The sequence below is a fragment of the Streptomyces sp. NPDC111656 genome (assembly GCF_055656965.1).
In genome coordinates this window covers 701,903-726,283 of record NZ_JBVKCA010000001.1, presented here as the reverse complement: position 1 = coordinate 726,283, position 24,381 = coordinate 701,903, and the positions used below count along the sequence as shown (strand labels likewise).

Here is a 24,381-nt window from a genome sequence, read left to right as displayed (position 1 = left end):
AACAGACTAGTTGGGGTGGTGCTCGACGTCCAGACATTGGAATTCCTATGGCCCGGGCCACCGTTCCTATTGGTCACCTATGCCAGAGCCGCATACGGTCGAGGACATCACCGCCCTGACGCTCTGGGTCCAGAGCGTCAGGGCGTACGACAGGAACAACCGGCAACAACCCCCCGCACCCTCGGAGAAACGCACCATGTCGAAGATTCTCTTCGTGATCACCGGCGTCGACCACTGGACGCTCGCCGACGGCACCCGCCACCCGAGCGGGTTCTGGGCCGAGGAGGCCGTCGCCCCGTACGAGGCGTTCGAGGCCGCGGGCCACGAGGTCGTCGTCGCCACGCCGGACGGCGTCGTGCCGACCGTGGACAAGGGGAGCCTGGCTCCCGAGGTCAACGGTGGCCAGGAGGCCGCCGACCGCGTCGCGGGCGCCCTCGCGTCGATGACCGCGCTCCAGCGGCCGATCAAGCTGACGGAGGTCGACCTCGCCGACTACGCGGCCGTCTTCTACCCCGGCGGCCACGGACCGATGGAGGACCTGGCGGTCGACGCGGACTCCGGCCGGCTGCTCACCCTCGCGCTGGAGTCGGGCAAGCCGCTCGGTGTGGTGTGCCACGGCCCGGCCGCGCTGCTCGCCGCGACGAAGGAGGACGGCACCAACGTCTTCGCGGGCTACCGGGTCTCCGGGTTCACCAACGCCGAGGAGACGCAGGCCGGTCTCGCCGACAAGGCGAAGTGGCTGCTCCAGGACCGGCTCGTCGAGGTGGGCGTCGACTTCCAGGAGGGCGAGCCGTGGGCCCCGAAGGTCGTCGTCGACCGCAACCTGGTCACCGGCCAGAACCCGGCGTCCTCCGCCCCTCTGGCCGTCGAGCTCCTGAAGAAGCTGGCCTGACCCTCACGGGGCCAGGACCTGTCCGGCGGATCATGCGGCAGACACGGGGCTTGGCACGCACAAGGCGCGGACCGGGCGACCCGACTCCAGCAGGTGCGTGGTGTCCGTGCAGGCGGCCACCAGGTGCAGTTCGTGGCTGATCACCGCGACCGCCAGGTCCCTTTCGGTGCGCGGACGTCGCGGAAGTTCCATGACGGCGGCGGCCGTGTTCGGGTCGAGGGCCGAGGGTCGAGCGCCGAGGGCCGAGGTGATCTCGTCGCAGAGCGGGAAGTCGGGCTCGGCGGCCGACGTGCGGGCGATGGAGACGCGTTGCCGCCGGCCTCCCGACAGCTCCGCGGGATGCCGGCGGGCGAAGTCGGCGGGCACCTCGACCTGTTCGAGGAGTTTCGCCACCCGGTCGGACACCTGGCTCTTGGCGAGGGCGGTGCAGTCGCAGCGGGCGGGCCCGCGCGGCACCGACGTTGTGGGAGGGGTGGAGCGTACCCAGCGTGTCCTGCGGGACGGGCTGGATGCGTCGATGGCGCCGATGGTGCGTACGGCTGCGACGGCGTGCCGTGGCCCCGACCGGCTGCCCGTCCAGGGTGCCCTTGCCTGCGTCGGGCCGGTGGAGGCCGGTCGGCACGCGCCGAAGCGTGGATGTGCGGCGTTGTCGTCGGTCGACGACGCTTCGCCTCGCTTCCCTCCTCCGCCATGAGGCGGAACGCGCCCCACCCCACCCCGCTCACCCGAACCGACGCGGGCGGCGCTGCTTTCCTCCACCGTGATCGGCCGGACGGGTCCTATCCCCGCACGGGCGCCGTCGTGCCGCGGACCTCGAGGGTCGGGGCGGTGAGGACGACCTCGCCCGGGCGGGCGGGGTCGGCGATCCGGTCGAGCAGACACTGCGCGGCGCGGCGGCCGACGTCATGACCGGCGCTGTCCACGGTGGTGAGCCACAGGTGCCGCAGCCGCGAGAGGTAGGTGTTGTCGTACCCGACGAGGGAGAGGTCGCGCGGCACCTGGAGGCCCAGTTCCTCGGCGGCCGAGAGGGCGCCGACGCAGGCGATGTCGTTGAACGCGAAGACGGCGGTGGGCCGTTCGCGGGCGCTGAGCAGCCGGACCGTGGCACGGTAGCCGCCCTCCTCGGTCAGGTCGCCCTGCTCCACGACCGCCTCCGCGGCCAGTCCGTGCTCGTGCATGACCGCCTCGAAGCTGCGGCGGCGCAGCTCACCGACCACCCCCCGCCCCGCGATGTGCGCGATCCGGCGGTGGCCGAGGCCGATGAGATGCTCGGTGGCCAGGCGGGCGCCGCGCTCGTCGTCGTTGGCGACGACGTCGACACCGGGCAGCTCGGGCTCCCGGGCGCCCGCGACCACGGTGGGAATCTTCCCGGCCGCCGTCCGCAGCGCCTCGGCGGCCGGCAGGGTGCCGACGGCGATCAGACCGTCGACACGCAGGTCCACGAAGGTGCGGGTGAGGTCCTCGCCCAGACGCCGGTTGAGATGGCCGTCGGCGAGCAGCATGTGCAGGCCCGAGTCGTGCAGCCGGGAGTTCAGACCGTCCAGCAGCTCCACGAACCAGGGGTTGCGCATGTCGTTGAGGAGCACCCCGACCGTACGGGTGCGCCGCTCGCTGAGGCTGCGCGCCGCGGCGTTGGGCCGGTAGCCGAGCTCCTCGACGGCGGCCAGCACGGCCTGCCGCTTCTCGTCGCGGACCTGGTCGGAGCCGCGCAGCACGAGGGAGACCAGCGACTTCGACACTCCGGCCCGCTCGGCGACGTCGCGAATCGTCGGTGCTCTCATGGTCTGCGTGACTCCATTCCTGGACCGTTCCATATGGCGGGCGAGCTTGTCAAAGGGCTTGACACGCACTGCATCGGCCTTCAGTGTGAGCCGGGAAATCATTGGACCGGTCCAAAGAGGGGCAGTCATGGTGCGTACGCTCGGCGTTGCCGTCGTGGGGTTCGGCTGGATGGGACGGGTACACACCCAGGCGTACGCCCGCGTGCCCCACCACTTCCCCGGGCTGTCCCTGCGGCCCGAACTGGTCGCCGTCGCCGACGAGGTGCCGGGCCGGGCGGAGGAGGCCGCGGCCCAGTACGGCTTCGCCGTCGCCCACCGCGACTGGCGCGAGGTGGCCGCCGATCCCCGGGTCCAGGCGGTGAGCATCGCCGCGCCGAACTTCCTGCACCGCGAGATCGGCCTCGCCATGGCCGAGGCGGGCAAGCACATCTGGATCGAGAAGCCGGTGGGACTGACCGCCGAGGACGCCAGGGCCGTGTCGGACGCGGTCACCAAGGCGGGGGTCCAGGGCACGGTCGGGTTCAACTACCGGGGCGCGCCCGCCGTCGCCGCCGCCCGCGAACTGATCGCCTCCGGCGAGATCGGCACCGTCACCCATGTCCGCATCCGGCTGTTCAGCGACTACGCGGCCCATCCCGAGGGCGCTCTGACCTGGCGCTACGAGCGGGAGCACGGCGGCAGCGGCGTCCTCGGCGACCTGGCCTCGCACGGCGTCGACCTGGCGCGCTTCCTGCTCGGCGAGATCGAGGCACTGACCGCCGACACCGCGATCTTCCTGCCTCGCCGGGCCCGCCCGACCCGCGCCACCGCCGGTCACACCCGCGCGACGGGCGGCGAACTGGGCCCGGTGGAGAACGAGGACTACGTCAACTGTCTGCTGCGCTTCGCCTCCGGTGCGCGGGGCGTCCTGGAGGCCTGCCGGGTCTCGGTCGGCGAGCAGAACAACTACGGCTTCGAGGTGCACGGCACGAAGGGCGCGGTCTTCTGGGACTTCCGGCGCATGGGCGAACTGGGCGTCAGCAGGGGTACGTCGTACCAGGACCAGCCCGTCAGCACGGTGTACGTCGGTCCCGGCGACGGCGAGTACGCGGCCTTCCAGCCGGGTTCCGCGAACAGCATGGGCTACGACGATCTCAAGGTCATCGAGGCCCACCACTTCCTGCGGTCGATCGCCGAGAACACCCCGTACGGCGCGACGCTGGCCGACGCGGTGCACAGCGCGGCCGCGCTGGACGCGATGTCCCGCTCCGCCGAGCAGGGAGCATGGGTGCCTCTGGCATGACGGGGCGGGCGCGATGGCCGGATCTGTCATCGCGGCCATGGAGAAGGGCCTCTGGGCGACTTTCTGTTATCGGCCGCGTTCCACGGCGTCTCCTGTGCGTAGGCATCCCCGGGCACCGAGCGCTAAGGAACCACGTCAGTGACAGCACAGATCAGTCGCCGGAACATGCTGAAGATCGCCGGGGCCGCCGCGTCCGCCGCCGCGGCCGGCACCGCCCTCGCGGCGGCCCCGGCAACGGCGGCGGACGGCGCCTTCGCGCATCCCGGGATGCTGCACACCCGGGCCGATCTGCACCGCATGGCGACCCAGGTGAAGGCCGGCGCGGAGCCCTACACGGCCGGCTTCGCCAGGCTGACGGCCAACCGGCACGCCCAGAGCACCTGGACGGCCAACCCCCAGACGACCGTCTACCGCGGCTCGGGCACGCCCGAGAACTACGCCACGCTCTACAACGACATCCACGCCGCCTACCAGAACGCCCTGCGCTGGCACATCACGGGCGACTCCGCGTACGCCGACACCGCCCGCGACATCCTCAACGCCTGGTCGGCCAGGCTGACGAGGCTCGACGGCAGCGCCGACCGGTTCCTCGCCTCGGGTCTCTACGGCTACCAGTTCGCCAACGCCGCCGAGCTCGTCCGGGCCCACGACGGCTTCGAACTGGCCCGGTTCCAGAAGATGATGCTCGACGTCTTCCACCCGTTGAGCGAGGACTTCCTCGCGCACCACAACGGCTCCTACATCACCAACTACTGGGCCAACTGGGACCTGACGAACATCGCCTCCGTCCTGGCCATCGGCATCCTGTGCGACGACCGGGCGAAGGTCGACCGCGCCGTCGAGTACTTCAAGCACGGCGCGGGGATGGGCTCCGTCAAGAACGCCATCCCGGTCGTGTACGCCGACGGCCTCGCCGAATGGGTCGAGGCCGGCCGCGACCAGGGTCATGCCCTGCTGGGCGTCGGTCTGATGGGCACCATCTGCGAGATGGCCTGGAACCAGGGCATCGACCTGTACGGCTACGACGACAGCCGCTTCCTCAAGGGCGCCCAGTACGTCGCCAAGTGGAGCCTGGGCGGAGACGTGCCCTACACCTCGTACACCCGGAAGAAGGGCGCACCCGGCATCTGGTCGGGCTCGGAGACCGCGTCCGCGGCGGCGGCCGTCGACCCGGCCATGGCCCGGCCGATCTGGGCCGTGATCGCCAACCACTACACCAGGCGCCGGGGGCTGGACGCGCCGCATCTCACGAAGATCGCGGCCCGGTTCGCGCCCGAGGGCGGCGGTGGGGACTACGGCCCCAACAGCGGCGGCTACGACCAACTCGGCTTCGGCACGCTGGCGTTCACCCGGCCCCGGGCCACCGCCGCCGAGGCGACGGCGTCGCCGACGCCCACCGCCGGTGGGTCCGGTACGTCGCCTTCCGGCCGCGCGTCCGGTGCGTCACCCTCCGGTGGCGCGTCCGCCACGCCCTCCTCCTCCGCGAGCCCCCTCGGCGGGAGGGGCGGCGACCTGGCCGCCACCGGTTCCTCCGACCTGCCGGCCTGGACCGCGGCCACCGGCGTCGCCGCCCTCGCGGGCGGCTTCCTCCTGCTGCGCCGCCGCGACCGGGCCCGCCGCGACACCGGGGAGTGACGAGCGGGCGCCCGCCCGTCGGTCGCGGCGCGCTCAGGTACGGAGCAGCAACTGGAACTCGAAGGCGTACCGCGAGGAGCGGTAGATGTGGGTGCCGTACTCGACCGCGCGGCCGGTGTCGTCGTAGGCCGTGCGCTGCATGGTGAGCAGGGCGGCGCCCGCCGGTTCGTCCAGCCGCTCGGCCTCCTCCGCCGTGGCGGAGCGGGCGCCCACGGACTGGCGGGCGCTGTGCAGGGTGATGCCGGCGGCACGCATCATGCGGTAGAGGCCGGTCGACTCCAGCCGGGCGGTGTCGACGTCCAGCAGCCCTTCCGGGATGTAGTTGCACAGGGCCGCCACGGGCCGGTCGTGGGTGAGGCGCAGCCGCTCCACACGGTGCACCGCGCCGCCCTCCGCGATGCCCAGGGCCGCCGCGACCTCGGCGGACGCAGGCTCGACCGCGTTGTGCAGCACCCGCGTCGTGGGGCGCTGCCCGGCGTTCTCCAGGTCGTCGTACAGGCTGCTGAGCTCCAGCGGGCGTTTGACCTGGCTGTGCACCACCTGGGTGCCCACGCCCCGGCGGCGGACCAGGAACCCCTTGTCGACCAGGGTCTGGATGCCCTGCCGGACGGTGGGGCGGGACAGGCCGAGGCGGCTCGCGAGCTCGACCTCGTTGCCCAGCAGGCTGCCCGGGCTCAGCACACCCCGCTCGATCGCGGCCTCCAGCTGTCGCGCGAGCTGGTAGTAGAGCGGTACGGGGCTGTTGCGGTCCAGCGCGAAGTCCAGGCCCACGGGCATCGCGGCCGCTGCTCGTGGGGTCCGGGCGGTCCGGCGGACGGGAACCCTTGCCATCGCATCGTCCTGACGGTCGGTCCTGAGGACGGCCGGTGCGGGAACCGAGGAGATCTGTCCCCGCACCGGCCGCCACTGCGAGTCAGGAGTGGCTGGGGAAGCCGAGGTTGATGCCCGCGTCGGCCGGGTCGGGCCAGCGCGTGGTGATCACCTTGCCCTGGGTGTAGAAGGCGATGCCGTCGTTGCCGTAGATGTGCAGGTCGCCGAAGAGGGAGTCCTTCCAGCCGCCGAAGGAGTGGTAGCCGACGGGCACCGGGATCGGCACGTTGATGCCGACCATGCCCGCCTGGACCTCCAGCTGGAAGCGGCGGGCGGCGCCACCGTCCCGGGTGAAGATCGCGGTGCCGTTGCCCCAGCGGGAGGCGTTGATGAGCTTGATGGCGTCGTCGTAGGTGTCGGCGCGCACCACGCACAGCACCGGGCCGAAGATCTCGTCCTTGTACGCGTCCGCCGTCACCGGGACCTTGTCGAGCAGCGAGACACCGAGGAAGAAGCCGTCCTCGTGGCCGTCGACGGAGTAGCCGGTGCCGTCGACGACGACCTCGGCGCCCTGGGCCGCCGCGCCGGCTACGTACGAGGCCACCTTGTCGCGGTGCTCGCGCGTGATCAGCGGGCCCATCTCGGAGGCGGGGTCGTCGCCGGGGCCGATGCGCAGGTTCTTGGCCCGCTCGGCGATCTTGCCGACCAGCTCGTCGCCGGTGTCGCCGACCGCGACCACGACCGAGACCGCCATGCAGCGCTCGCCAGCCGAGCCGTAGGCGGCGTTGATCGCCTGGTCGGCGGCGAAGTCCAGGTCGGCGTCGGGCAGGACGAGCATGTGGTTCTTGGCACCGCCCAGCGCCTGTACGCGCTTGTCGTGCTCGACGCCCTTGAGCTGGATGTACTTGGCGATGGGCGTGGAGCCGACGAAGGAGACCGCGACGACGTCCGGGTGCTCCAGGAGACGGTCCACCGCGACCTTGTCGCCCTGCACGATGTTCAGCACACCGTCCGGCAGCCCGGCCTCGGAGGCCAGCTCGGCGAGCCGGAAGGAGGCCGACGGGTCCTTCTCGCTCGGCTTGAGCACGAAGGCGTTGCCGCAGGCGATGGCGAGCGGGAACATCCACATCGGCACCATGGCGGGGAAGTTGAACGGCGTGATGCCGGCGACGACACCGAGCGGCTGGCGGATCGAGGCGACGTCGACCCGGGTCGAGACCTGTGTGGACAGCTCGCCCTTGAGCTTCTCGGCGATGCCGCAGGCCAGTTCGACGATCTCCATGCCGCGGGCGACTTCGCCGAGCGCGTCCGAGTGCACCTTGCCGTGCTCGGCGGTGATCAGCTCGGCGATCTCGTCGCGGTGCGCGTCGAGCAGTTCGCGGTACTTGAAGAGGATCGCCGTGCGCTTGGCGAGCGAGGCGCTGCCCCAGCTCTCGTACGCCGACTTGGAGTTGGCGACGGCGGCGTCCACCTCGTCGACCGAGGCGAGGCCGACCTGCTTCTCCTGGGCGCCGGTGGCCGGGTTGTAGACGGGGCCGAAGCGTCCGGAGGCGGACTCGACGGGCTTGCCGCCGATCCAGTGGGTGATGGTCTTCATGGTGCGGGGGCCTTTCGGTGGCGGGGCAGGCGAAGAGGTCGGGATCAGAGGTGGCGACGGCGATCGGCGACGTGGCCGTCGTACCGTGCACGGGCGCTCGACGCGGCGTCGCGGGAGGAGACTTCGGCGACGGGTACGTCCCACCAGGCCTCGGCGGGCGGTGCGGTGGGCGTCGGGTCGGTCTCGACGTAGACGCAGGTCGGCCGGTCCGAGGCGCGTGCCGCGGTCAGGGCGTCCCGCAGTTCCCGTACGGTCTTGGCGCGGATGACGTCCATGCCGAGGCTCGCGGCGTTGGCGGCGAGGTCCACCGGGAGCGGGGCTCCGGAGAACGTGCCGTCGGCGGCGCGGTAGCGGTAGGCGGTGCCGAAGCGCTCGCCTCCGACCTCCTCGGAGAGGCCGCCGATGGAGGCGTAGCCGTGGTTCTGGATCAGGACCAGGTTGACGGGCAGGCCCTCTTGGACGGCGGTGACGATCTCGGTGGGCATCATCAGATAGGTGCCGTCGCCGACCAGCGACCAGACGGGGGTGCCGGGGGCGGCCTGCTGGACGCCGATGCCGGCCGGGATCTCGTAGCCCATGCAGGAGTAGCCGTACTCCAGGTGGTACTGGCGCGGGCCGCGGGCCCGCCACAGCTTGTGCAGGTCACCGGGGAGCGAGCCGGCCGCGTTGATGACCACGTCGTCGTCGCCGACCACGGCGTCCAGGGCGCCGAGGAGCTGCGTCTGGGTGGGCACGGCGGAGTCCTCCGCCCGGTAGGCGGCCTCGACGACCTCCTCCCAACGCGCCTTGCCCGCGCGGTACTCGGCCTCGTACGCCGCGTCGACCCGGTGGCCGGACAGTCCTTCCGCCAGCGCCTCGAGCCCCGTCCGCGCGTCCGCGACCAGCGGCCGGGCGGCGAGCTTGTGGGCGTCGAAGGCGGTGATGTTGAGGTTGACGAACCGCACGCCCGGCTGCTGGAACAGCGTGTTCGAGGCCGTGGTGAAGTCGGTGTAGCGGGTGCCGACCCCGACGATCAGGTCGGCGGTGCGGGCGATGTCGTCGCTGACCGCGGTGCCGGTGTGGCCGATGCCGCCGAGGTCGGCGGGGTGGTCGTGACGCAGGGAGCCCTTGCCCGCCTGGGTGGAGGCGACCGGGATGCCGGTGGCGTCGACCAGGGTCTTGAGCGCTGCCTCGGCCTCGCTGTGGTGCACTCCCCCGCCGGCGACGATCAGGGGGCGCTCGGCGGCGCGGATCGCCCGTACGGCCTCGGCGAGTTCCAACGGATCGGGGGCGGGCCTGCGTACGCGCCAGACGCGCTCGGCGAAGAACTCCTCCGGCCAGTCGTACGCCTCCGCCTGCACGTCCTGCGGCAGGGCGAGGGTGACGGCACCGGTGTCGGCCGGGTCGGCCAGCACCCGCATCGCGTTCAGCGCGGCCGGGATCAGCATCTCCGGGCGGGTGATCCGGTCGAAGTAGCGGGAGACCGGGCGCAGTGTGTCGTTGACGGAGACATCCGCCTCGACGGGGTGTTCCAGCTGCTGGAGCAGCGGGTCGGCGGAGCGTGTCGCGAAGTAGTCGCCGGGCAGCAGCAGTACGGGCAGGCGGTTGATCGTCGCGAGGGCGGCGCCGGTGACGAGGTTGGTGGCGCCGGGACCGATGGACGTGGTCACGGCCTGCGCGGAAAGGCGGCTCCGCTGGCGGGCGTAGCCGACCGCCGCGTGCACCATGGACTGCTCGTTGCGGCCCTGGTGGAAGGGCATGGTGTCCTCGCCGGCCTCCAGGAGGGCCTGGCCGATGCCCGCCACGTTGCCGTGGCCGAAGATGCCCCAGGTGCCGGCGATCAGCCGGTGGCGTACGCCGTCGCGCTCGCTGTACTGCGCGGACAGGAAGCGCACCAGCGCCTGGGCCGTCGTCAGGCGACGGGTGGTGGTGCTCATCAGGACCTCTCGGGGGCGGTGTAGAGGGGCAGGCGGGGGTCGACCGGCCGCTCCGGCCAGGTGTCGCGGATCCAGGCGTGGTCGGGGTGGTCGCAGATCAGCCAGGCGCGGTCGGTGCCGGGGCCCGCCATGACGTTGAGGTAGTACATGTCGTGGCCGGGCGCGGCCATGGACGGCCCGTGCCAGCCGTCGGGGATGAGGACGACGTCGCCGTCGCGCACCTCGGCCAGCACATCGGTGTGGGCGCCGTGGCCCGAGGGCGAGACGCGCTGGTAGCCGAGGCCGGGGGTGCCCTCGTGGGGGGCGAACTCGAAGTAGTAGATCTCCTCGAGTTCGGACTCCTCGCCGGGCCGGTGCTCGTCGTGCTTGTGCGGCGGGAAGGAGGACCAGTTGCCACCGGGGGTGATCACCTCGACGGCGATCAGCTTGTCGCACTCGAAGACCCCTGCGGCGCCGAAGTTGTTGACCTGGCGGGAACAGGAGCCGGTGCCGCGCAGTTCGACGGGGACGGCGGAGGCGGGCCCGTAGCGGGCGGGCAGCCGGCGGGAGCAGCGGGCACCCGTGAGCGCGAACCGGCCGCCCTCGCGCGAGGCGATCGACACTTGGGAGTCACGGGGCACGTACGCGAAGTCGCTCACCCCGCTGAAGACGCTCTCGCGCCCGGCGAGCCGGAACGTGTCGCCGCCGACCGCGACGGTGCAGCCGCCCGAGAGCGGGAGCACGATCCACTCGCTGTCGCCGGTGTCGAAGGCGTGCCAGCCGCCGGCGGGCAGTTCGAGCACCCGCAGGCTGGAGTGGCCCCAGCCGGCCGACTCGGGAGTGACGTCCACGGCGTAGACGTCGGCGGCGGCCTTGCCCGCGGGCAGATGGTGCGTGGTGGTCATCGGGAGGGGCTCCTCTACGGGAATCAGAGCGGGCCTTCGGGAGGCGGCGAGTCGGCGCGGTCGGGTGGGCGTCAGAGCAGGCCGACCGCGGTGTCCACCGCGGTCTCCACGCTGCCCTCGGCGGGGTACAGCAGTGAGCGGCCCACGACCATGCCCTGGACGGTGGGCAGCCGCAGGGCCTTGCGCCATCTCTCGTACGCGCCCTCCTGGTCGCCGCCGACCTCACCGCCGAGCAGGACGGCCGGCAGGGTGGAGGCCTCCAGCACCCCGGCCATGTCGTCGGGGTCGTCGGTGACCGGGAGCTTGAGCCAGGTGTAGGCCGAGGTGCCACCGAGGCCGGAGGCGATGGCGATGGACCGGGTGACGGCCTCGGCGCTCAGGTCGTTGCGGACCTTGCCGTCCACCCGGCGGGATATGAACGGCTCGACGAACAGCGGCAGTCGGCGGGCGGCCATGTCGTCGATGGCGCGCGCGGTGGTCTGCAGGGTCTCCAGGGAGCCCGGGTCGTCGTAGTCGATGCGCACCAGCAGCTTTCCGGCGTCCAAGCGCAGCCGCTCGATGTCCTCGGCGCGGTGGCCGGTGAAGCGGTCGTCCATCTCGAAGGACGCGCCGGACAGGCCGCCGCGGTTCATGGAGCCCATCACGACCTTGTTCTCCAGAACGCCCAGGAGCAGCAGGTCCTCCAGGACGTCGGCGGTGGCGAGCACCCCGTCCACCCCGGGCCGGGCCAGCGCGACGCAGAGTCGTTCGAGGAGGTCGGCGCGGTTGGCCATGGCCAGGCGGTGCCCGCCGACGCCGAGCGCGCCGCGCGCGGGGTGGTCCGCGGCCACGATCATCAGGCGGCCGCTGTCGCCGATCAGCGGGCGGCGGACCCGGCGGGCGGCCGCTTCGGCGATGGCCTCCGGATGCCGGGCGCGCACCGTGGCGAGGTCGGGGATGCTGATGCTCAAGACAGGCTCCGTTCAGGGGGTGGCGGCGGTCAGCCGCGCGCGAGGAGGCCCTCGACCTCGGACTCGGTGGGCATCGCGGAGGAGCAGGCGAGACGGGAGGCGACGAGCGCGCCGGCCGCGTTGGCGTACCGGATGGTCTTCTCCAGCTCCCAGCCGGACAGCAGCCCGTGGCAGAGCGAGCCGCCGAACGCGTCTCCGGCGCCGAGGCCGTTGACGACCTCCACCGGGACCGGCGGGACCTCGGCGACGGTGCCGTCGCGGTGGACGGCCAGGACTCCCTTGGGGCCCTGTTTGACGACGGCGAGTTCCACACCGGCCGCCAGCAGGGCCTCGGCGCAGGCGCGAGGTTCGCGTACGCCGGTGGCGATCTCGCACTCGTCGAGGTTGCCGACGGCGACGGTGGAGTGCCGCAGCGCCTCGGCGTAGTACGGGCGCGCCTCGTCCGGGTCGGACCAGAACATGGGCCGCCAGTCGAGGTCGAAGACGGTGGTGCCGGACTTGGCGCGCGTCTTCAGCGCGGCGAGCGTGGCGGAGCGGCTGGGCTCCTCGCTCAGGCCGGTGCCGGTGATCCAGAAGATGTGGGCCGCGCGGATCGCGAAGAAGTCCAGCTCGTCGGTCCGGATCTCCAGGTCGGGTGCCTTGGGCCGCCGGTAGAAGTAGAGCGGGAAGTCGTCCGGCGGGAAGATCTCGCAGAACGTGATCGGCGTGGGGTAGGCGTCGACGGGTGTGACCCAGCGGTCGTCGACGCCGAACTCCCCCAGCGCCTGGTGGAGATAGGCGCCGAACGGGTCCTGTCCGGTGCGGGTGATCACCGCGGTGGACCGGCCCAGGCGTGCGGCGGCCACCGCGACGTTGGCCGCCGAGCCGCCGAGGAACTTCCCGAAGGACTCGACCTGCGCGAGCGGCACACCCGTCTGCAGGGGATACAGATCGACGCCGATGCGTCCCATGGTGATGACGTCGAGGGATCCGGCGTCGAAGGATTCAGCGGACTCAGGCATGCGTGACGCTCCTGATGCGTGGGATGCGGGCAACGGGGCGCCCGGTGCCTCTTAGGTGTAGGACCCACGGCCCTCCCCTGTCAAGACTTTGTACTGACATTCGGACCTGCTCAGGAAATGATGTCTTAACAAAGTATTGACAGGGGGGTGCGTCAGGGACTTGTATCCCGTCCCAACGAAGCAGCCGCGTCACCCGCATCGCCCCGGACATCCTGTCCGGGCCCCGCACGGGCCCAGCGCCCCGGCGCCGTCCCGTTCCCTTTCCCCTGTCGCACAGTGAGGTGCTGGAAAGATGGACCGCACGTTTCACCCCCGTACCCGCAGAATCGCCCCCCTCGTCGCGACCGCGGCAGCATCCGTGCTGCTGATAGCCGGCTGTTCCAGCAGCTCCGGCGGAAAGAAGGCGGAGGAGAGCGGGGCGGCGGTGTCGGCCGGCAAGGCGAGCACGCCCCGCATGACAGTCGCGCTGGTCACCCACCAGGCACCCGGCGACACGTTCTGGGACATCGTCCGCAAGGGCGCCGAGGCTGCGGCTGCCAAGGACAATGTGAAGCTGGTCTACTCCGCCGACCCGAACGCGGGCAGCCAGGCCAACCTGGTCCAGAACGCCATCGACCAGAAGGTCGACGGCATCGCGATCACCCTGGCCAAGCCGGACGCCATGAAGGACGTCGTGAGCAAGGCGACGTCGGCCAAGATCCCCGTGGTCGGCCTCAACTCGGGCGTCAGCGACTGGCAGAAGCTGGGTCTGATGGAGTTCTTCGGCCAGGACGAGACGGTGGCGGGTGAGGCGCTGGGCAAGAGGCTGAACTCGGAAGGCGCGAAGAAGGCCGTCTGTGTGATCCAGGAGCAGGGCAACATCGGACTCACCCAGCGCTGCGACGGAGTGAAGAAGACCTTCAGCGGCAAGACGGAGACCCTGTACGTCAACGGCACCGACATGCCGTCCGTGAAGTCGACGATCACCGCCAAGCTCAAGCAGGACAGCGCCATCGACTACGTCGTCACCCTCGGCGCCCCGTACGCCCTCACCGCGGTGCAGTCGGTGGGCGACGCCGGCAGCAAGGCGAAGATCGCCACGTTCGACCTCAACAAGGACCTGACCGGCGCCATCAGCAAGGGCACGATCCAGTTCGCGGTCGACCAGCAGCCCTACCTCCAGGGCTACCTGGCCGTCGACTCGCTGTGGCTCTACAAGACGAACGGCAACTACAGCGGCGGCGGTGAGCAGCCGATCCTGACGGGCCCGGCCTTCGTCGACAAGTCCAACGTCGACACCGTCGCCCAGTTCGCCGCGAAGGGCACCCGGTGATGAGCATGGCCCAGCAGGCTGAGCCGGCGGTGACCACACCGCCGGCCCCCGGCCCCAAGGAGACCGACGGGCGGACCGCGCAGCGCTCCCTGACACTGCGGCTGCTCGCCCGGCCCGAGGTCGGCGTCTTCCTCGGCGCCGTGGCGGTGTTCGTCTTCTTCCTGATCGCGGCGCCGTCGGTGCGCTCCGGCAGTTCGATGGCGACCGTCCTCTACCAGTCGTCGACGATCGGGATCATGGCACTGCCCGTGGCCCTGCTGATGATCGGCGGCGAGTTCGACCTGTCGGCCGGTGTCGCCGTGATCACCTCGGCTCTCACCGCGAGCATGATCAGCTACCAACTGACCATGAACGTCTGGGTGGGCGTGATCGTCGCGCTCATCGTCTCGCTGGCGGTCGGCGCGTTCAACGGCTGGATGATGGTCCGCACCGGGCTACCGAGCTTCCTGGTCACTCTCGGTACGTTCCTGATCCTGCAAGGCGTCAACCTCGCGGTGACCAAGCTGATCACCGGGAACGTGGCGACCGACGACATCAGCACCATGGACGGCTTCGACCAGGCGAAGAAGGTCTTCGCCTCCTCCTTCGACGTCGGCGGCGTCCAGGTGAAGATCACCGTCGTGTGGTGGCTGGTCTTCGCGGCCATCGCCACCTGGGTCCTGCTCCGCACCAAGTACGGCAACTGGATCTTCGCCGTCGGCGGCAACCAGGACAGCGCCCGCGCGGTCGGCGTACCGGTCACCTTCACCAAGATCACGCTCTTCATGATGGTCGGCTTCGGCGCCTGGTTCATCGGCATGCACCAACTGTTCTCGTTCAACACCGTGCAGTCCGGCGAGGGCGTCGGCCAGGAACTCATCTACATCGCCGCGGCGGTGATCGGCGGCTGTCTGCTGACCGGCGGCTACGGCTCCGCGATCGGACCGGTCTTCGGCGCCTTCATGTTCGGCATGGTCAACCAGGGCATCGTGTACGCGGGCTGGAACCCCGACTGGTTCAAGGCCTTCCTCGGCGTGATGCTGCTCGGCGCCACGCTCATCAATCTGTGGGTCCGCCGCGCGGCGACCCGGAGGTGAACCGACCCATGACAACCAACGGATCCGGACCCGCCGGCGCCATCCTCCCGGACGCTCCGCCCGAGGACGGCACCGCCCCGATCGTCGAACTGCGCAGCGCCGGGAAGGCCTACGGCAACATCCGTGCCCTGCACGGAGTCTCCCTCGCCGTCCACCCCGGCCAGGTGACCTGCGTCCTCGGCGACAACGGCGCCGGCAAGTCCACCCTCATCAAAATCATCTCCGGCCTGCACCAGCACACCGAGGGCGAATTCCTCGTCGACGGCGCCCCGGTGCGCTTCTCCACCCCGCGCGAGGCCCTCGACAAGGGCATCGCCACCGTCTACCAGGACCTCGCCACCGTCCCCCTCATGCCGGTCTGGCGCAACTTCTTCCTCGGCTCCGAGATGACCAAGGGCCCCTGGCCCGTCCAGCGTCTCGACATCGACCGCATGAAGAAGACCGCGGACGAGGAACTGCGCAACATGGGCATCGTCCTGGACGATCTCGACCAGCCCATCGGCACCCTCTCCGGCGGCCAGCGCCAGTCGGTGGCCATCGCCCGCGCCGTCTACTTCGGCGCCCGCGTGCTGATCCTCGACGAGCCGACCGCCGCCCTCGGCGTCAAGCAGTCCGGCGTGGTGCTCAAATACATCGCCGCCGCCCGCGACCGCGGCCTCGGCGTCATCTTCATCACCCACAACCCGCACCACGCGTACATGGTCGGCGACCACTTCAGCGTGCTGCGCCTGGGCACCATGGAACTCAGCGCCGCCCGCAGCGAGGTCAGCCTGGAAGAGCTGACCAACCACATGGCCGGCGGAGCCGAACTCGCCGCGCTCAAGCACGAACTGGCCCAGGTCCGCGGCGTCGACGTCGACGAACTCCCCGAAGCGGAGGACCTCAAAGCACCCGTGACGGCCTCCCCCGAAGGGACCTCCTGACATGACCGCTCCCCTGGACCGCATCCGGGTCGGCTCCGCGCCGGACTCCTGGGGCGTCTGGTTCCCCGACGATCCCCAGCAGGTGCCCTGGGAACGCTTCCTGGACGAGGTGTCCGAGGCGGGCTACTCCTGGATCGAACTCGGCCCCTACGGCTATCTGCCGAGCGACCCGGCCCGGCTGACCGCCGAGATCGACAAGCGCGACCTGAAGGTGTCGGCCGGTACGGTCTTCACCGGGCTGCACCGCGGACCGTCCGTCTGGGACGCCACCTGGAAGCACGTCAGCGAGGTCGCCGCGCTCACCCAGGCCATGGGCGCGAAGCACCTGGTGGTCATCCCCTCCTTCTGGCGCGACGACAAGACCGCCGAGATCATCGAGCCGCCGGAGCTGACCGCCGAGCAGTGGGCCCATCTGACCAAGGGCATGGAACGGCTGGGTCACGAGGTCAAGGAGACGTACGGCCTCGACATCGTCGTCCATCCGCACGCGGACACGCACATCGACACCGAGGACCACGTCGAGCGCTTCCTCGACTCCACCGACTCCGACCTGGTCAACCTGTGTCTGGACACCGGACACTACGCCTACTGCGGCGGCGACAGCGTCAAGCTCATCGAGACCTACGGCGAGCGCATCGGTTATCTGCACCTCAAGCAGGTCGACCCGGCGATCCTCGCCGACGTCGTCAAGAACGAGGTGCCGTTCGGTCCCGCCGTGCAGCGCGGCGTGATGTGCGAACCCCCGTCCGGCGTACCGGAGTTGGAACCGGTGCTGGTGGCCGCCCAGCGTCTGGGCGTGGACCTGTTCGCCATCGTCGAGCAGGACATGTACCCCTGCGAGCCGGACAAGCCGCTCCCGATCGCCGTACGCACCCGCACGTTCCTGCGCTCCTGCGGCGCCTGACCCGTCCGACACTCCCTCCCGCATCCGCCGGCACCCGGATGTCCGCCTCGTGAGGCGGCCTCGTCAGCCCGACGAGGCCGCCTCGGGCATGTAGCCGAGAATGCCCTTGGTCTCCAGGTACTCGTGGAAGCCGAACGCGCCCCACTCCCGCCCGTTGCCACTCTTCTTGTACCCGCCGAACGGGCAGCCGAAGTCGAACGCGTCGTTGATCGCGACCCATCCCGCCCGGATGCGACGCGCCACGGCACGCGCCTTCTCCAGGTCCGCGCCCGCCACATGGCCGGCGAGGCCGTACTCCGTGTCGTTCGCGATCTCGACGGCGTGGTCGACGCTGTCGTAGCCGAGGATCGTCACCACCGGCCCGAAGATCTCCTCGCGGGCGACGGTCATGTCGTTGGTGACCCGCGCGAAGACGGTGGGCTTCACGTAGTAGCCCTTCTCCAGGCCGTCCGGACGTCCCGTGCCGCCGGTCACCAGGGTGGCGCCCTCGTCGATGCCCTTCTGGATCAGCGCCTGGATCTTCTCGAACTGGGCCCCCGAGACCACCGGCCCCATCACGAAGTCGCCCTGGGGGTCGCCCACGGTGATCCCGGATGCCGTCTGCCGGGCGACGGCGATGGCTTCGTCCATCCGGGCGGCGGGCACGAGCATCCGTGACGGCGCGCTGCACGTCTGCCCCGAGTTGCCCATCATGGTGGTCACGCCCTTGGCGACGTTCTCGGCGAAGGCCTCGTCGTCGAGCACGATGTTCGGGCTCTTGCCGCCCAGTTCCTGGGTCACCCTCTTCACCGTGGGCGCGGCGTTCCTCGCGATGTCGATGCCCGCGCGTGTCGAACCGGTGAAGGAGATCATGTCGACGTCCGCGTGGCCGGCGAGCGGCACCCCCACGCCGGGGCCGTCGCCCTGCACGAGGTTGAACACACCGGCGGGAACACCCGCGGCATCCAGGATCTCGGCGAAGACCTGGCCGGTGAAGGGTGACTTCTCCGACGGCTTGAGCACCGTGGTGCAGCCGGTCGCCAGCGCCGGGAACACCTTCACCGCTATCTGGTTCATGGGCCAGTTCCACGGGGTGATCAGACCGCAGACGCCGATCGGCTCCTTGACGACCAGCGTGGCGCCGCGTCGCTCCTCGAACACGAAGTCCTTCAGTACCGCGATCGCGGTGCTCAAGTGTCCCGCTCCGAGGCCCACTTGGAAGCCGCCCGCGAGTGTGGCCGGGGCGCCCATCTCCTCGGTCAGCGCCGCGGCGAGGTCACCGGCCCGCTTCTGGTACACGTCGAGGATGTTCTGGAGTACCTCGACCCGTTCCTCGCCCGTGGTCGTCGACCAGTCGGGGAAGGCCCGCCGGGCCGCCGCGACCGCCCGGTCGACGTCGGCCGCCGAACCGAGGGCCACCTTGCCGCAGACCTCCTCGGTCGCGGGATTCACGACCTCGAAGGTCCCTGCCCCGGCCGGATCGGTCCACTGGCCGCCGATGTAGAACTTCACGTACTCCCGCATGGTCACTGCGTCCCTTCCGCGTACCAGGTCCGGAACTCGTCGTAGCTCGGCATCTCTTCCGAATTCGCCTTGGGATCGACCGCTACGTGCACGACTCCCGGCTTGCCACTGGCGTAGGCGCGCTTGATGGCGGGGGCGATGTCCTCGTCGCGTTCGACGTACTCGCCGTGGCAGCCGAAGCCTTCGGCGACCTTGTCCAGGCGCGTGTCCTTGCTCCAGTGCACGCCCGTCTCCAGCGACCCCTGGCCGAAGGTGCGTTTGTAGACGCCCACTTCGAGGCCCCAGGCGTAGTCGACGCCGACGACGCACACGAGCGGCAGGTTCAGACGTGCGGCCGTTTCCAGCTCGGCGATGTGGAACTGGAACGACGAGTCCCCGGTGATCAGCATCAGGGGCCGCCTGCCGCCCTCCGCCACCGAGGCGCCGATCGCGTAGGGAAGTCCCGTGCCCAGGTGGCCGAAGTTCTGGTTCCACATCACGTCATGGGGCTTGGCCTGCGCATACGTCCAGCCGAAGATGGTCGTGGCGCCGCCGTCGCGGACCATGATGCCGTCCTTCGGGAAGACCTTGGTCGCCTCGACGATCAGCCGTGCCGGATGCACGGGTGACATGCCGGACGGGGCCGTCTCCGCGAGCTCCGCCAACTGGGCCGCGTCCTGTTTGATCCAGCCCGCGAGCTCCGGGGACGCGGTGCGCGGTGTGGCCTCGAGCGCGTCGACGAGTTGCGGGACGACCGCCCGCAGGTCGCCCACCAGCGGGACGTCGACCGAGCGGTTCACGCCGATGGCCTGAGGATCCTGCTCGACGAGGATCCACTTGCGGTGGGCCTCGCCCGCGACCCAGTGGCGCCCGCGTCCGTAGTGGACCGGCTCGCCGAGTTCGGTGCCGATGGCCAGACACAGGTCGGACTTCACCACCGCGTCGATCGCCGCCGCCGAGAAGCCGTAGGGGAACGTACGGTCCTCGAGTCCCGCGATGTACGAGGTGCCGCCCGACGTCTGGACGACGGGGCAGGCCATCGCCTCGGCGAGCGCCCTGACCGATTCCCCCGCGCGGGAGGTGTGAACTCCGTGCCCCACGAGGAGTATCGGCTGCTTGGCCGCGCGGATGAACGCGACGGCCTCGGCGACCTTGTCAGGGCCTGCCGTCTGGCCCACCAGGCGATAGGCCTCGGGCGGCAACGCCGGGGGTACGTCGAGGTCCTCCTGAATCACATGGGAGGGGTACTCGATGTAGACCGGGCCCGGCGTCCCCGACAGTGCCTTGCGCAGGCCCTCGCGGATCACCTCGTCGGTCTGGTCGGCGTACTCGATGCTGGCGGAGTACTTGACCGACGGCTCGAACAGGGCGGCCTGCTTGACGAACTGGATGCGACCGCGGCGCACCCGTTGTTCCGTGATCCGGGCGCGCTGGCCGCCCAGGAAGACGACCGGTGAGTTCTCGACCTTGGCGCACATCATGGCGCCGGCCAGGTTGGCGACCCCAGGGCCCAGCGTGCCGATGCACACCGCGGCCTTTCCGGTCATGCGCGAGACCGCCTCCGCCATGAAGCCGGCGGACTCCTCGTGGTGGGGGGCGACCACGGTCCAGCCGCGCTCCTCGGCCAGGTGGAACATGTGGACGAAGTTCGGGTCGGGTATGCCGAAGAGGGTGTTGATGCCCTCGGCCTCGAAGAGCTCGAGAATGCGTGCGAAGACTTTCGTCAACGTATTGTCCCTTCACTGTGCCTGGCCATCGCGAAGCTGTTGCGGATGTGGTCGACATGGGCCGAGGGGACGACCGGCAGGATCCAGGGCTCCTTCGTGTCGCGGATGGCGGCGAGTTCCTCGCCGACCTGCTCGATCGACCAGGAGGGCCGGTACACGCCCGGGGTCTCGGCGACGAAGGCCCGCGCCACCCGGCCGGCGATCGACACCAGCATCTCCCCGGTGATCGAGCAGGACTCGTGGGCCAGCCAGCCCACGACCGGGGCCGTCAACTCCGGTCCCATCGGCGGATAGGCCGAGGTGTCGATGCCCTCGGCCATCCTCGTCACGGCGCCGGGGACGATGACGTTGCATGTCACGCCCGAGGCGGCGCCCTCCAGGGCGACCACGTTGGACAGCCCGATCATCCCGGCCTTGGCCATGCCGTAGCCCGCGACGCGGTGGTTGCCGTACAGGCCGCCGATCGACGAGGTCAGCACGACGCGGCCGTAACCCGCCTCGCGCATCAGCGGGAACGCGGGCCGTACGACATGGAAGGCGCCCCGCAGATGGACGTCGAGGACGGCGTCGAAGTCCTCGTACGTCATCTCGGTCAGCGGCGCCGAACGGACGATGCCGGCGTTGTGGACGAGGACGTCGATCCGGCCGTAGTGGTCGAGCGCCGACTCGACGATCGCCCGGCCGCCCTCGGCCGTCGCCACCGACTCGGTGCACGCGACGGCCTCACCACCGGCCGCCGTGATCTCCCGGACCACCTCGTCCGCGGGACCGGTGTCGCCGCCGTCCCCGGTCAGGCTCCCGCCGGGGTCGTTGACGACGACCTTCGCTCCCCTCGCGCCGAGCAGCAGGGCGTAGGCGCGCCCCAGCCCCCGGCCTGCGCCGGTGATCACGGCTACGCGATCGTCGAATCCGAGTTCGGGCATGAGGTGTTCCTCTCGCGGGGCGCGCGGTGCGGGACGGGGGCTCGTCAGTCGTTCAGGACGAGGCCCCGCATCTCGCCCGTGTCGCGCCATGCCCGGAGCAGGTCCTCCAGGGCGTAGAAGCCGGGCCAGTAGGGCTCGCCCAGGTGCGAGCGGATCTGCAGCTCGCCCTCGTTGTTGTAGTAGCCGGGCGTGCACTCCCGTTGGAAGTTGGTGTTGTCGACCGCCGTCTCCCGGACCGTCGTGCACCACTGGTCCTGCGCTTCCTCGGTGGGCTCCACGGTCGAGGCGCCGCGCGCCAGGGTCTCCTTGATGATGTAGGCGATGTGCTGGGCCTGCTGTTCGAACATCGCCGTCGTGCTGGCGGTCACGCCGCCCTGGAGGAAGCCGGTGAAGAACTGGTTGGGGAAGCCGTGGCTCATGACGCCGTGCAGGGTGCGACAGCCCTTGGCCCAGTGGTCGTAGAGCGACAGCCCGTCCCGCCCGGCGAACGGCCGGATGCCGAGACGGCGGTCGAGGTCGGTGGTGATCTCGAAGCCGCTCGCGAAGATGATGCAGTCCACCTCGTGCTCGACCCCGTGGGCGATGATGCCCTTCTGGGTGATGCGTTCGACACCCTTGGTGTCCGACACGTCGACGAGGGTGACGTTCGAGCGGTTGAAGGTGGGCAGGTACTCGTCATTGAAGCAGGGCCGCTTGCACAGGAAGCGGTAATAGGGCTTCAGCGCCTGGGCCGTCTCCTCGTCCTCGACGACGGTGTCGACGCGGTCGCGCAGGCGCTGCATCGCCCGGTAGTCCTGGATCTCCCTGAGCTCCATGAACTTCTCCGGATCCGCCAGCGCGGTCCAGCCGTCGGTGGCGTCCAACTGCGCGGCCAGGTTGCGGCTGACCTCGGTCCAGCCGTCGCAGACCAGGTCCGGCTGGCCCGGCGCGAAGGCCTCGAACGCCGCGGTGTGGAAGTTGCGTTGCCGTTCCTTCTGCCAGCCCGGCTCCAGCGTCTTCACCCATTCCGGGTCGGTCGGTACGTTGCCGCGCTCGTCGATGTACGAGGGCGTGCGCTGGAACACGTAGAGGTGCCGGGCGGAGCGGGCGAGGTGCGGGACCACCTGGATGCCGCTGGCTCCCGTACCGATGACGGCGACCCGCTTGTCGGCGAGCTTGTCGAGCCCACCGCTCATGTCGCCGCCGGTGTACGCGTAGTCCCAGCGCGCCGTGTGGAAGGTGTGCCCCCGGAAGTCCGTGATGCCGGGGATTCCGGGGAGCTTCGGCCGGTTGAACGGGCCTTGGCACATGACGACGAAACGGGCGCGGATGTCGTCGCCCCGGTTGGTGCCGATCCGCCAGCGTCCGATCGACTCGTCCCACTCCATCGAGCGGATCAGGGTGCTGAAGATCGCGTGGTCGTAGAGCCCGAAGTGCTTCCCGATGCGCTGACAGTGCTCGAAGACCTCGTCGCCGAAGGAGTACTTCTGCTTCGGGATGTAGCCGACCTCTTCGAGCATCGGCAGATAGCAGTAGCAGTCCGTGTCGCACTGGATGCCCGGGTAGCGGTTCCAGTACCAGGCGCCGCCGAAGTCACCGCCGAGTTCGATGACCCGGAAGCCGGCGACGCCGGCCTGCTTGAGCCGCGCCGCGGTGATCAGGCCCGAGAGGCCGCCGCCGAGGACCGCCACGTCGATGTCCTGGGAGATCGGGGGCCGGGGCTCGACGGGCGTGTACGGATCGGCCTCGTAGTACTCCTCGAACTCGCCCTCGGCCTCCAGGTACTGCTTCTGCCCCTCGCCGCGCAGGCGCTTGTCGCGCTCCAGCAGGTACTTCGCCCTGAGGGCCGCGTGGTCTGTCTGAGGCGTCTGTGTCGGTGCGCATTTCGGCATGCGGAGTCCTCGGGTCGTTCGTCCTCAGGGCATACGGGGGGCGGGATTCAGGCGAGGTCGCGGGGCTCGCCGGTACCCATGTAGGTCGCCAGGTTGTGGTGCAGGTTCACGATGCTGCGCTCGCGGTACGGGTTGGGCTTCGGGCCCGAGAAGCCGCGGGCCTTCATGCCCTTCTGGACGGCGGCCATGTTGGTGAAGTCCTGCGGCAGGACCGTGCGCCAGTCCGGGTCGGCCTCCGGCGTGTACACCCACTCGGTCTCCGGCTCCTCGCCGGGCGGGTACAGCTCGTACACGGCGACCTCGAAGACGCACTTGTCGGGGTCGTAGCCATGGGGCCGGGCGCCGTAGCAGAGCATGTTGTTCAGCGCGTGGCCGATCTGGAAGTTCGGGAAGATCTGCCAGGCGGTGCCGCTCTTCGCGACGTGCGCGGGTTCCACGGTCGGCCAGCTCACACCGCGCTCGGCGTCGGTGCGCCGGGCCGTGTCCAGCCAGTGCCTGAGCACGTCGGCGGCCGTGGCGTCCTTGGGCACTTCCTCGACCAGCCGGTTCGCCGCGTCGACCAGGGTCTGGGTGGTGTTGGTGTTCGCGTTCGCCCAGGTGAAGTTCTGCAGCTCGGCCGTGGACTCACGGGGGTCGGTGCCGCCGCCGATCCGCAGCTTCGCCTGGTTCTCGTCCAGGCCCTTGGGCGCGTCGTAGCCGATGTTGCTGTGCTTGCCCTGGGCCCTGGGCCCTGGACCAGCCGAGGAAACTGCCGAACCTCATGAACTCCGGGTGGGTGTACGGCACATGGTAGGTCTCCATGAACGCCTCGAGGGCCGTCTTCCAGTTGCAGTCGAAGACGAGCCAGCGACGCCACCGGTAGCGCATGTTCTCCAGCTGGAAGGGGTCGAGCAGGGTGGCCGCGGGCTCCAGGTAGTCGCGCAGGGGTTCGCACTCCGGGTCCATGTTGATCCAGATCCAGCCGCCCCAGGTGTCGACCTCGACCCCGGTCAGGCCGGTGTTCCCGGCGGACAGCCCGCACGGCCAGTCCTCCCGTTCGGGCACATGGGTGCACCGGCCGTCCAGGTTGTACCGCCACCCGTGGAACCCGCAGACGAACTGCCTGCCCCGGCCGCGGGCGTCCCGCTTGCTCGGCGGGGTGTCGAGGAGCCGGCGCCCCCGGTGCGAGCAGACGTTGTGGTAGGCGCGGAGCGTGTCCGGCGCCGTGCGTACGACGATGATCGAGTCGTCGAGGATCTCGTAGGTGAGGTAGTCACCGACGTCGGGGAGTTCCTCGACCCGCCCGACCTGTTGCCACACCTTGGTCCACAGCCTGTCCCGCTCGGCCCGGGCGTATTCCTGCGAGATGTACGCCTCCACACCGATCGTCAGCGGCTGCGACAGGGCTTCGTTCTCGGCGGTTTCGCTCATGACAT

At 70.4% G+C, this 24,381-nt stretch carries 21 protein-coding genes; 7 read left to right on the top strand and 14 right to left on the bottom strand.

Features of this window, described 5'->3' with window-relative positions; translation table 11 throughout:
- Nucleotides 1-196: 196 nt before the first annotated feature.
- On the top strand, nucleotides 197-892 hold the full coding sequence (locus ACZ7M3_RS03420; protein WP_472061021.1) for a type 1 glutamine amidotransferase domain-containing protein: 696 nt from the start codon (nucleotides 197-199) through the stop codon (nucleotides 890-892).
- A 30-nt stretch (nucleotides 893-922) separates the two neighbouring features.
- Here ACZ7M3_RS03420 and ACZ7M3_RS03415 read toward each other — a convergent pair whose 3' ends face one another.
- The gene (locus tag ACZ7M3_RS03415; protein ID WP_472060326.1) at nucleotides 923-1,348 is read right to left on the bottom strand and encodes an ATP-binding cassette domain-containing protein; all 426 of its coding nucleotides are present in this window, start codon (nucleotides 1,346-1,348) and stop codon (nucleotides 923-925) included.
- Nucleotides 1,349-1,671: 323 nt separating this feature from the next.
- Nucleotides 1,672-2,673, bottom strand: a complete 1,002-nt coding sequence (locus tag ACZ7M3_RS03410; protein WP_472060324.1) for a LacI family DNA-binding transcriptional regulator — start codon at nucleotides 2,671-2,673, stop codon at nucleotides 1,672-1,674.
- Nucleotides 2,674-2,800: 127 nt separating this feature from the next.
- On the opposite strand from ACZ7M3_RS03410, the gene ACZ7M3_RS03405 reads away from it, so the two are divergent.
- The gene (locus ACZ7M3_RS03405) at nucleotides 2,801-3,955 is read left to right on the top strand and encodes a Gfo/Idh/MocA family protein (protein WP_472060322.1); all 1,155 of its coding nucleotides are present in this window, start codon (nucleotides 2,801-2,803) and stop codon (nucleotides 3,953-3,955) included.
- Nucleotides 3,956-4,120: 165 nt separating this feature from the next.
- Complete coding sequence (locus ACZ7M3_RS03400) at nucleotides 4,121-5,590, top strand: alginate lyase family protein (RefSeq protein WP_472061019.1); 1,470 nt, start codon at nucleotides 4,121-4,123, stop codon at nucleotides 5,588-5,590.
- Between the two features lie 33 nt (nucleotides 5,591-5,623).
- Here ACZ7M3_RS03400 and ACZ7M3_RS03395 read toward each other — a convergent pair whose 3' ends face one another.
- The 6 genes from ACZ7M3_RS03395 to iolC form a co-directional block, all read right to left on the bottom strand.
- Nucleotides 5,624-6,367 carry a GntR family transcriptional regulator gene (locus tag ACZ7M3_RS03395; protein WP_472061017.1) on the bottom strand — a complete coding sequence of 248 codons (744 nt, stop codon included), beginning with the start codon at nucleotides 6,365-6,367 and terminating at the stop codon, nucleotides 5,624-5,626.
- A 136-nt stretch (nucleotides 6,368-6,503) separates the two neighbouring features.
- Entirely contained in the window at nucleotides 6,504-7,997 is a 1,494-nt protein-coding gene (locus ACZ7M3_RS03390) for a CoA-acylating methylmalonate-semialdehyde dehydrogenase (protein ID WP_472060320.1), read from the bottom strand.
- A 44-nt stretch (nucleotides 7,998-8,041) separates the two neighbouring features.
- Nucleotides 8,042-9,913 carry a 3D-(3,5/4)-trihydroxycyclohexane-1,2-dione acylhydrolase (decyclizing) gene (gene iolD / locus ACZ7M3_RS03385; RefSeq protein ID WP_472060318.1) on the bottom strand — a complete coding sequence of 624 codons (1,872 nt, stop codon included), beginning with the start codon at nucleotides 9,911-9,913 and terminating at the stop codon, nucleotides 8,042-8,044.
- Entirely contained in the window at nucleotides 9,913-10,797 is an 885-nt protein-coding gene (gene iolB / locus ACZ7M3_RS03380; RefSeq protein ID WP_472060316.1) for a 5-deoxy-glucuronate isomerase, read from the bottom strand. Before iolB ends, iolD begins: the two co-directional genes overlap by 1 nt.
- A 71-nt stretch (nucleotides 10,798-10,868) precedes the next feature.
- The gene (locus tag ACZ7M3_RS03375; protein WP_472060314.1) at nucleotides 10,869-11,747 is read right to left on the bottom strand and encodes a Cgl0159 family (beta/alpha)8-fold protein; all 879 of its coding nucleotides are present in this window, start codon (nucleotides 11,745-11,747) and stop codon (nucleotides 10,869-10,871) included.
- Between the two features lie 29 nt (nucleotides 11,748-11,776).
- The gene (gene iolC, locus ACZ7M3_RS03370; RefSeq protein ID WP_472060313.1) at nucleotides 11,777-12,748 is read right to left on the bottom strand and encodes a 5-dehydro-2-deoxygluconokinase; all 972 of its coding nucleotides are present in this window, start codon (nucleotides 12,746-12,748) and stop codon (nucleotides 11,777-11,779) included.
- Nucleotides 12,749-13,040: 292 nt separating this feature from the next.
- On the opposite strand from iolC, the gene ACZ7M3_RS03365 reads away from it, so the two are divergent.
- From ACZ7M3_RS03365 to ACZ7M3_RS03350, 4 genes are read left to right on the top strand one after another with little or no spacing between them, the layout of a single operon-like run.
- Nucleotides 13,041-14,060 carry a sugar ABC transporter substrate-binding protein gene (locus tag ACZ7M3_RS03365; RefSeq protein ID WP_472060311.1) on the top strand — a complete coding sequence of 340 codons (1,020 nt, stop codon included), beginning with the start codon at nucleotides 13,041-13,043 and terminating at the stop codon, nucleotides 14,058-14,060.
- Complete coding sequence (locus tag ACZ7M3_RS03360) at nucleotides 14,060-15,136, top strand: ABC transporter permease (RefSeq protein ID WP_054232959.1); 1,077 nt, start codon at nucleotides 14,060-14,062, stop codon at nucleotides 15,134-15,136. Before ACZ7M3_RS03365 ends, ACZ7M3_RS03360 begins: the two co-directional genes overlap by 1 nt.
- 8 nt (nucleotides 15,137-15,144) lie before the next feature.
- Complete coding sequence (locus ACZ7M3_RS03355) at nucleotides 15,145-16,059, top strand: ATP-binding cassette domain-containing protein (RefSeq protein ID WP_095858301.1); 915 nt, start codon at nucleotides 15,145-15,147, stop codon at nucleotides 16,057-16,059.
- A 1-nt stretch (nucleotide 16,060) separates the two neighbouring features.
- Nucleotides 16,061-16,963, top strand: coding sequence for a sugar phosphate isomerase/epimerase family protein (locus ACZ7M3_RS03350; RefSeq protein ID WP_472060309.1), 903 nt, complete (start codon nucleotides 16,061-16,063; stop codon nucleotides 16,961-16,963).
- A 63-nt stretch (nucleotides 16,964-17,026) separates the two neighbouring features.
- Here ACZ7M3_RS03350 and ACZ7M3_RS03345 read toward each other — a convergent pair whose 3' ends face one another.
- The 6 genes from ACZ7M3_RS03345 to ACZ7M3_RS03320 form a co-directional block, all read right to left on the bottom strand.
- Nucleotides 17,027-18,466 (bottom strand): aldehyde dehydrogenase family protein, encoded by a 1,440-nt coding sequence (locus tag ACZ7M3_RS03345; RefSeq protein WP_472060307.1) that lies wholly within the window; start codon nucleotides 18,464-18,466, stop codon nucleotides 17,027-17,029.
- Between the two features lie 2 nt (nucleotides 18,467-18,468).
- Nucleotides 18,469-20,172 carry a thiamine pyrophosphate-binding protein gene (locus ACZ7M3_RS03340; RefSeq protein WP_472060305.1) on the bottom strand — a complete coding sequence of 568 codons (1,704 nt, stop codon included), beginning with the start codon at nucleotides 20,170-20,172 and terminating at the stop codon, nucleotides 18,469-18,471.
- The gene (locus ACZ7M3_RS03335; RefSeq protein WP_472060303.1) at nucleotides 20,169-21,095 is read right to left on the bottom strand and encodes an SDR family NAD(P)-dependent oxidoreductase; all 927 of its coding nucleotides are present in this window, start codon (nucleotides 21,093-21,095) and stop codon (nucleotides 20,169-20,171) included. Before ACZ7M3_RS03335 ends, ACZ7M3_RS03340 begins: the two co-directional genes overlap by 4 nt.
- 44 nt (nucleotides 21,096-21,139) lie before the next feature.
- Nucleotides 21,140-22,966 (bottom strand): flavin-containing monooxygenase, encoded by a 1,827-nt coding sequence (locus tag ACZ7M3_RS03330; protein WP_472060301.1) that lies wholly within the window; start codon nucleotides 22,964-22,966, stop codon nucleotides 21,140-21,142.
- A 47-nt stretch (nucleotides 22,967-23,013) separates the two neighbouring features.
- Entirely contained in the window at nucleotides 23,014-23,496 is a 483-nt protein-coding gene (locus ACZ7M3_RS03325; RefSeq protein ID WP_472060299.1) for an SRPBCC family protein, read from the bottom strand.
- Nucleotides 23,497-23,590: 94 nt separating this feature from the next.
- Nucleotides 23,591-24,376 carry an aromatic ring-hydroxylating oxygenase subunit alpha gene (locus ACZ7M3_RS03320; RefSeq protein WP_472060297.1) on the bottom strand — a complete coding sequence of 262 codons (786 nt, stop codon included), beginning with the start codon at nucleotides 24,374-24,376 and terminating at the stop codon, nucleotides 23,591-23,593.
- Between the last annotated feature and the right edge of the window lie 5 nt (nucleotides 24,377-24,381).

Coding starts and splice junctions, on each gene's coding strand:
- ACZ7M3_RS03420 (WP_472061021.1), top strand. CDS start 197: ATGTCGAAGATTCTCTTCGTGATCACCGGCGTCGACCACTGGACGCTC.
- ACZ7M3_RS03410 (WP_472060324.1), bottom strand. CDS start 2,673: ATGAGAGCACCGACGATTCGCGACGTCGCCGAGCGGGCCGGAGTGTCG.
- ACZ7M3_RS03405 (WP_472060322.1), top strand. CDS start 2,801: ATGGTGCGTACGCTCGGCGTTGCCGTCGTGGGGTTCGGCTGGATGGGA.
- ACZ7M3_RS03400 (WP_472061019.1), top strand. CDS start 4,121: ATGCTGAAGATCGCCGGGGCCGCCGCGTCCGCCGCCGCGGCCGGCACC.
- ACZ7M3_RS03395 (WP_472061017.1), bottom strand. CDS start 6,367: ATGCCCGTGGGCCTGGACTTCGCGCTGGACCGCAACAGCCCCGTACCG.
- ACZ7M3_RS03390 (WP_472060320.1), bottom strand. CDS start 7,997: ATGAAGACCATCACCCACTGGATCGGCGGCAAGCCCGTCGAGTCCGCC.
- iolD (WP_472060318.1), bottom strand. CDS start 9,913: ATGAGCACCACCACCCGTCGCCTGACGACGGCCCAGGCGCTGGTGCGC.
- iolB (WP_472060316.1), bottom strand. CDS start 10,797: ATGACCACCACGCACCATCTGCCCGCGGGCAAGGCCGCCGCCGACGTC.
- iolC (WP_472060313.1), bottom strand. CDS start 12,748: ATGCCTGAGTCCGCTGAATCCTTCGACGCCGGATCCCTCGACGTCATC.
- ACZ7M3_RS03365 (WP_472060311.1), top strand. CDS start 13,041: ATGGACCGCACGTTTCACCCCCGTACCCGCAGAATCGCCCCCCTCGTC.
- ACZ7M3_RS03360 (WP_054232959.1), top strand. CDS start 14,060: ATGAGCATGGCCCAGCAGGCTGAGCCGGCGGTGACCACACCGCCGGCC.
- ACZ7M3_RS03355 (WP_095858301.1), top strand. CDS start 15,145: ATGACAACCAACGGATCCGGACCCGCCGGCGCCATCCTCCCGGACGCT.
- ACZ7M3_RS03350 (WP_472060309.1), top strand. CDS start 16,061: ATGACCGCTCCCCTGGACCGCATCCGGGTCGGCTCCGCGCCGGACTCC.
- ACZ7M3_RS03345 (WP_472060307.1), bottom strand. CDS start 18,466: ATGCGGGAGTACGTGAAGTTCTACATCGGCGGCCAGTGGACCGATCCG.
- ACZ7M3_RS03335 (WP_472060303.1), bottom strand. CDS start 21,095: ATGCCCGAACTCGGATTCGACGATCGCGTAGCCGTGATCACCGGCGCA.
- ACZ7M3_RS03330 (WP_472060301.1), bottom strand. CDS start 22,966: ATGCCGAAATGCGCACCGACACAGACGCCTCAGACAGACCACGCGGCC.
- ACZ7M3_RS03320 (WP_472060297.1), bottom strand. CDS start 24,376: ATGAGCGAAACCGCCGAGAACGAAGCCCTGTCGCAGCCGCTGACGATC.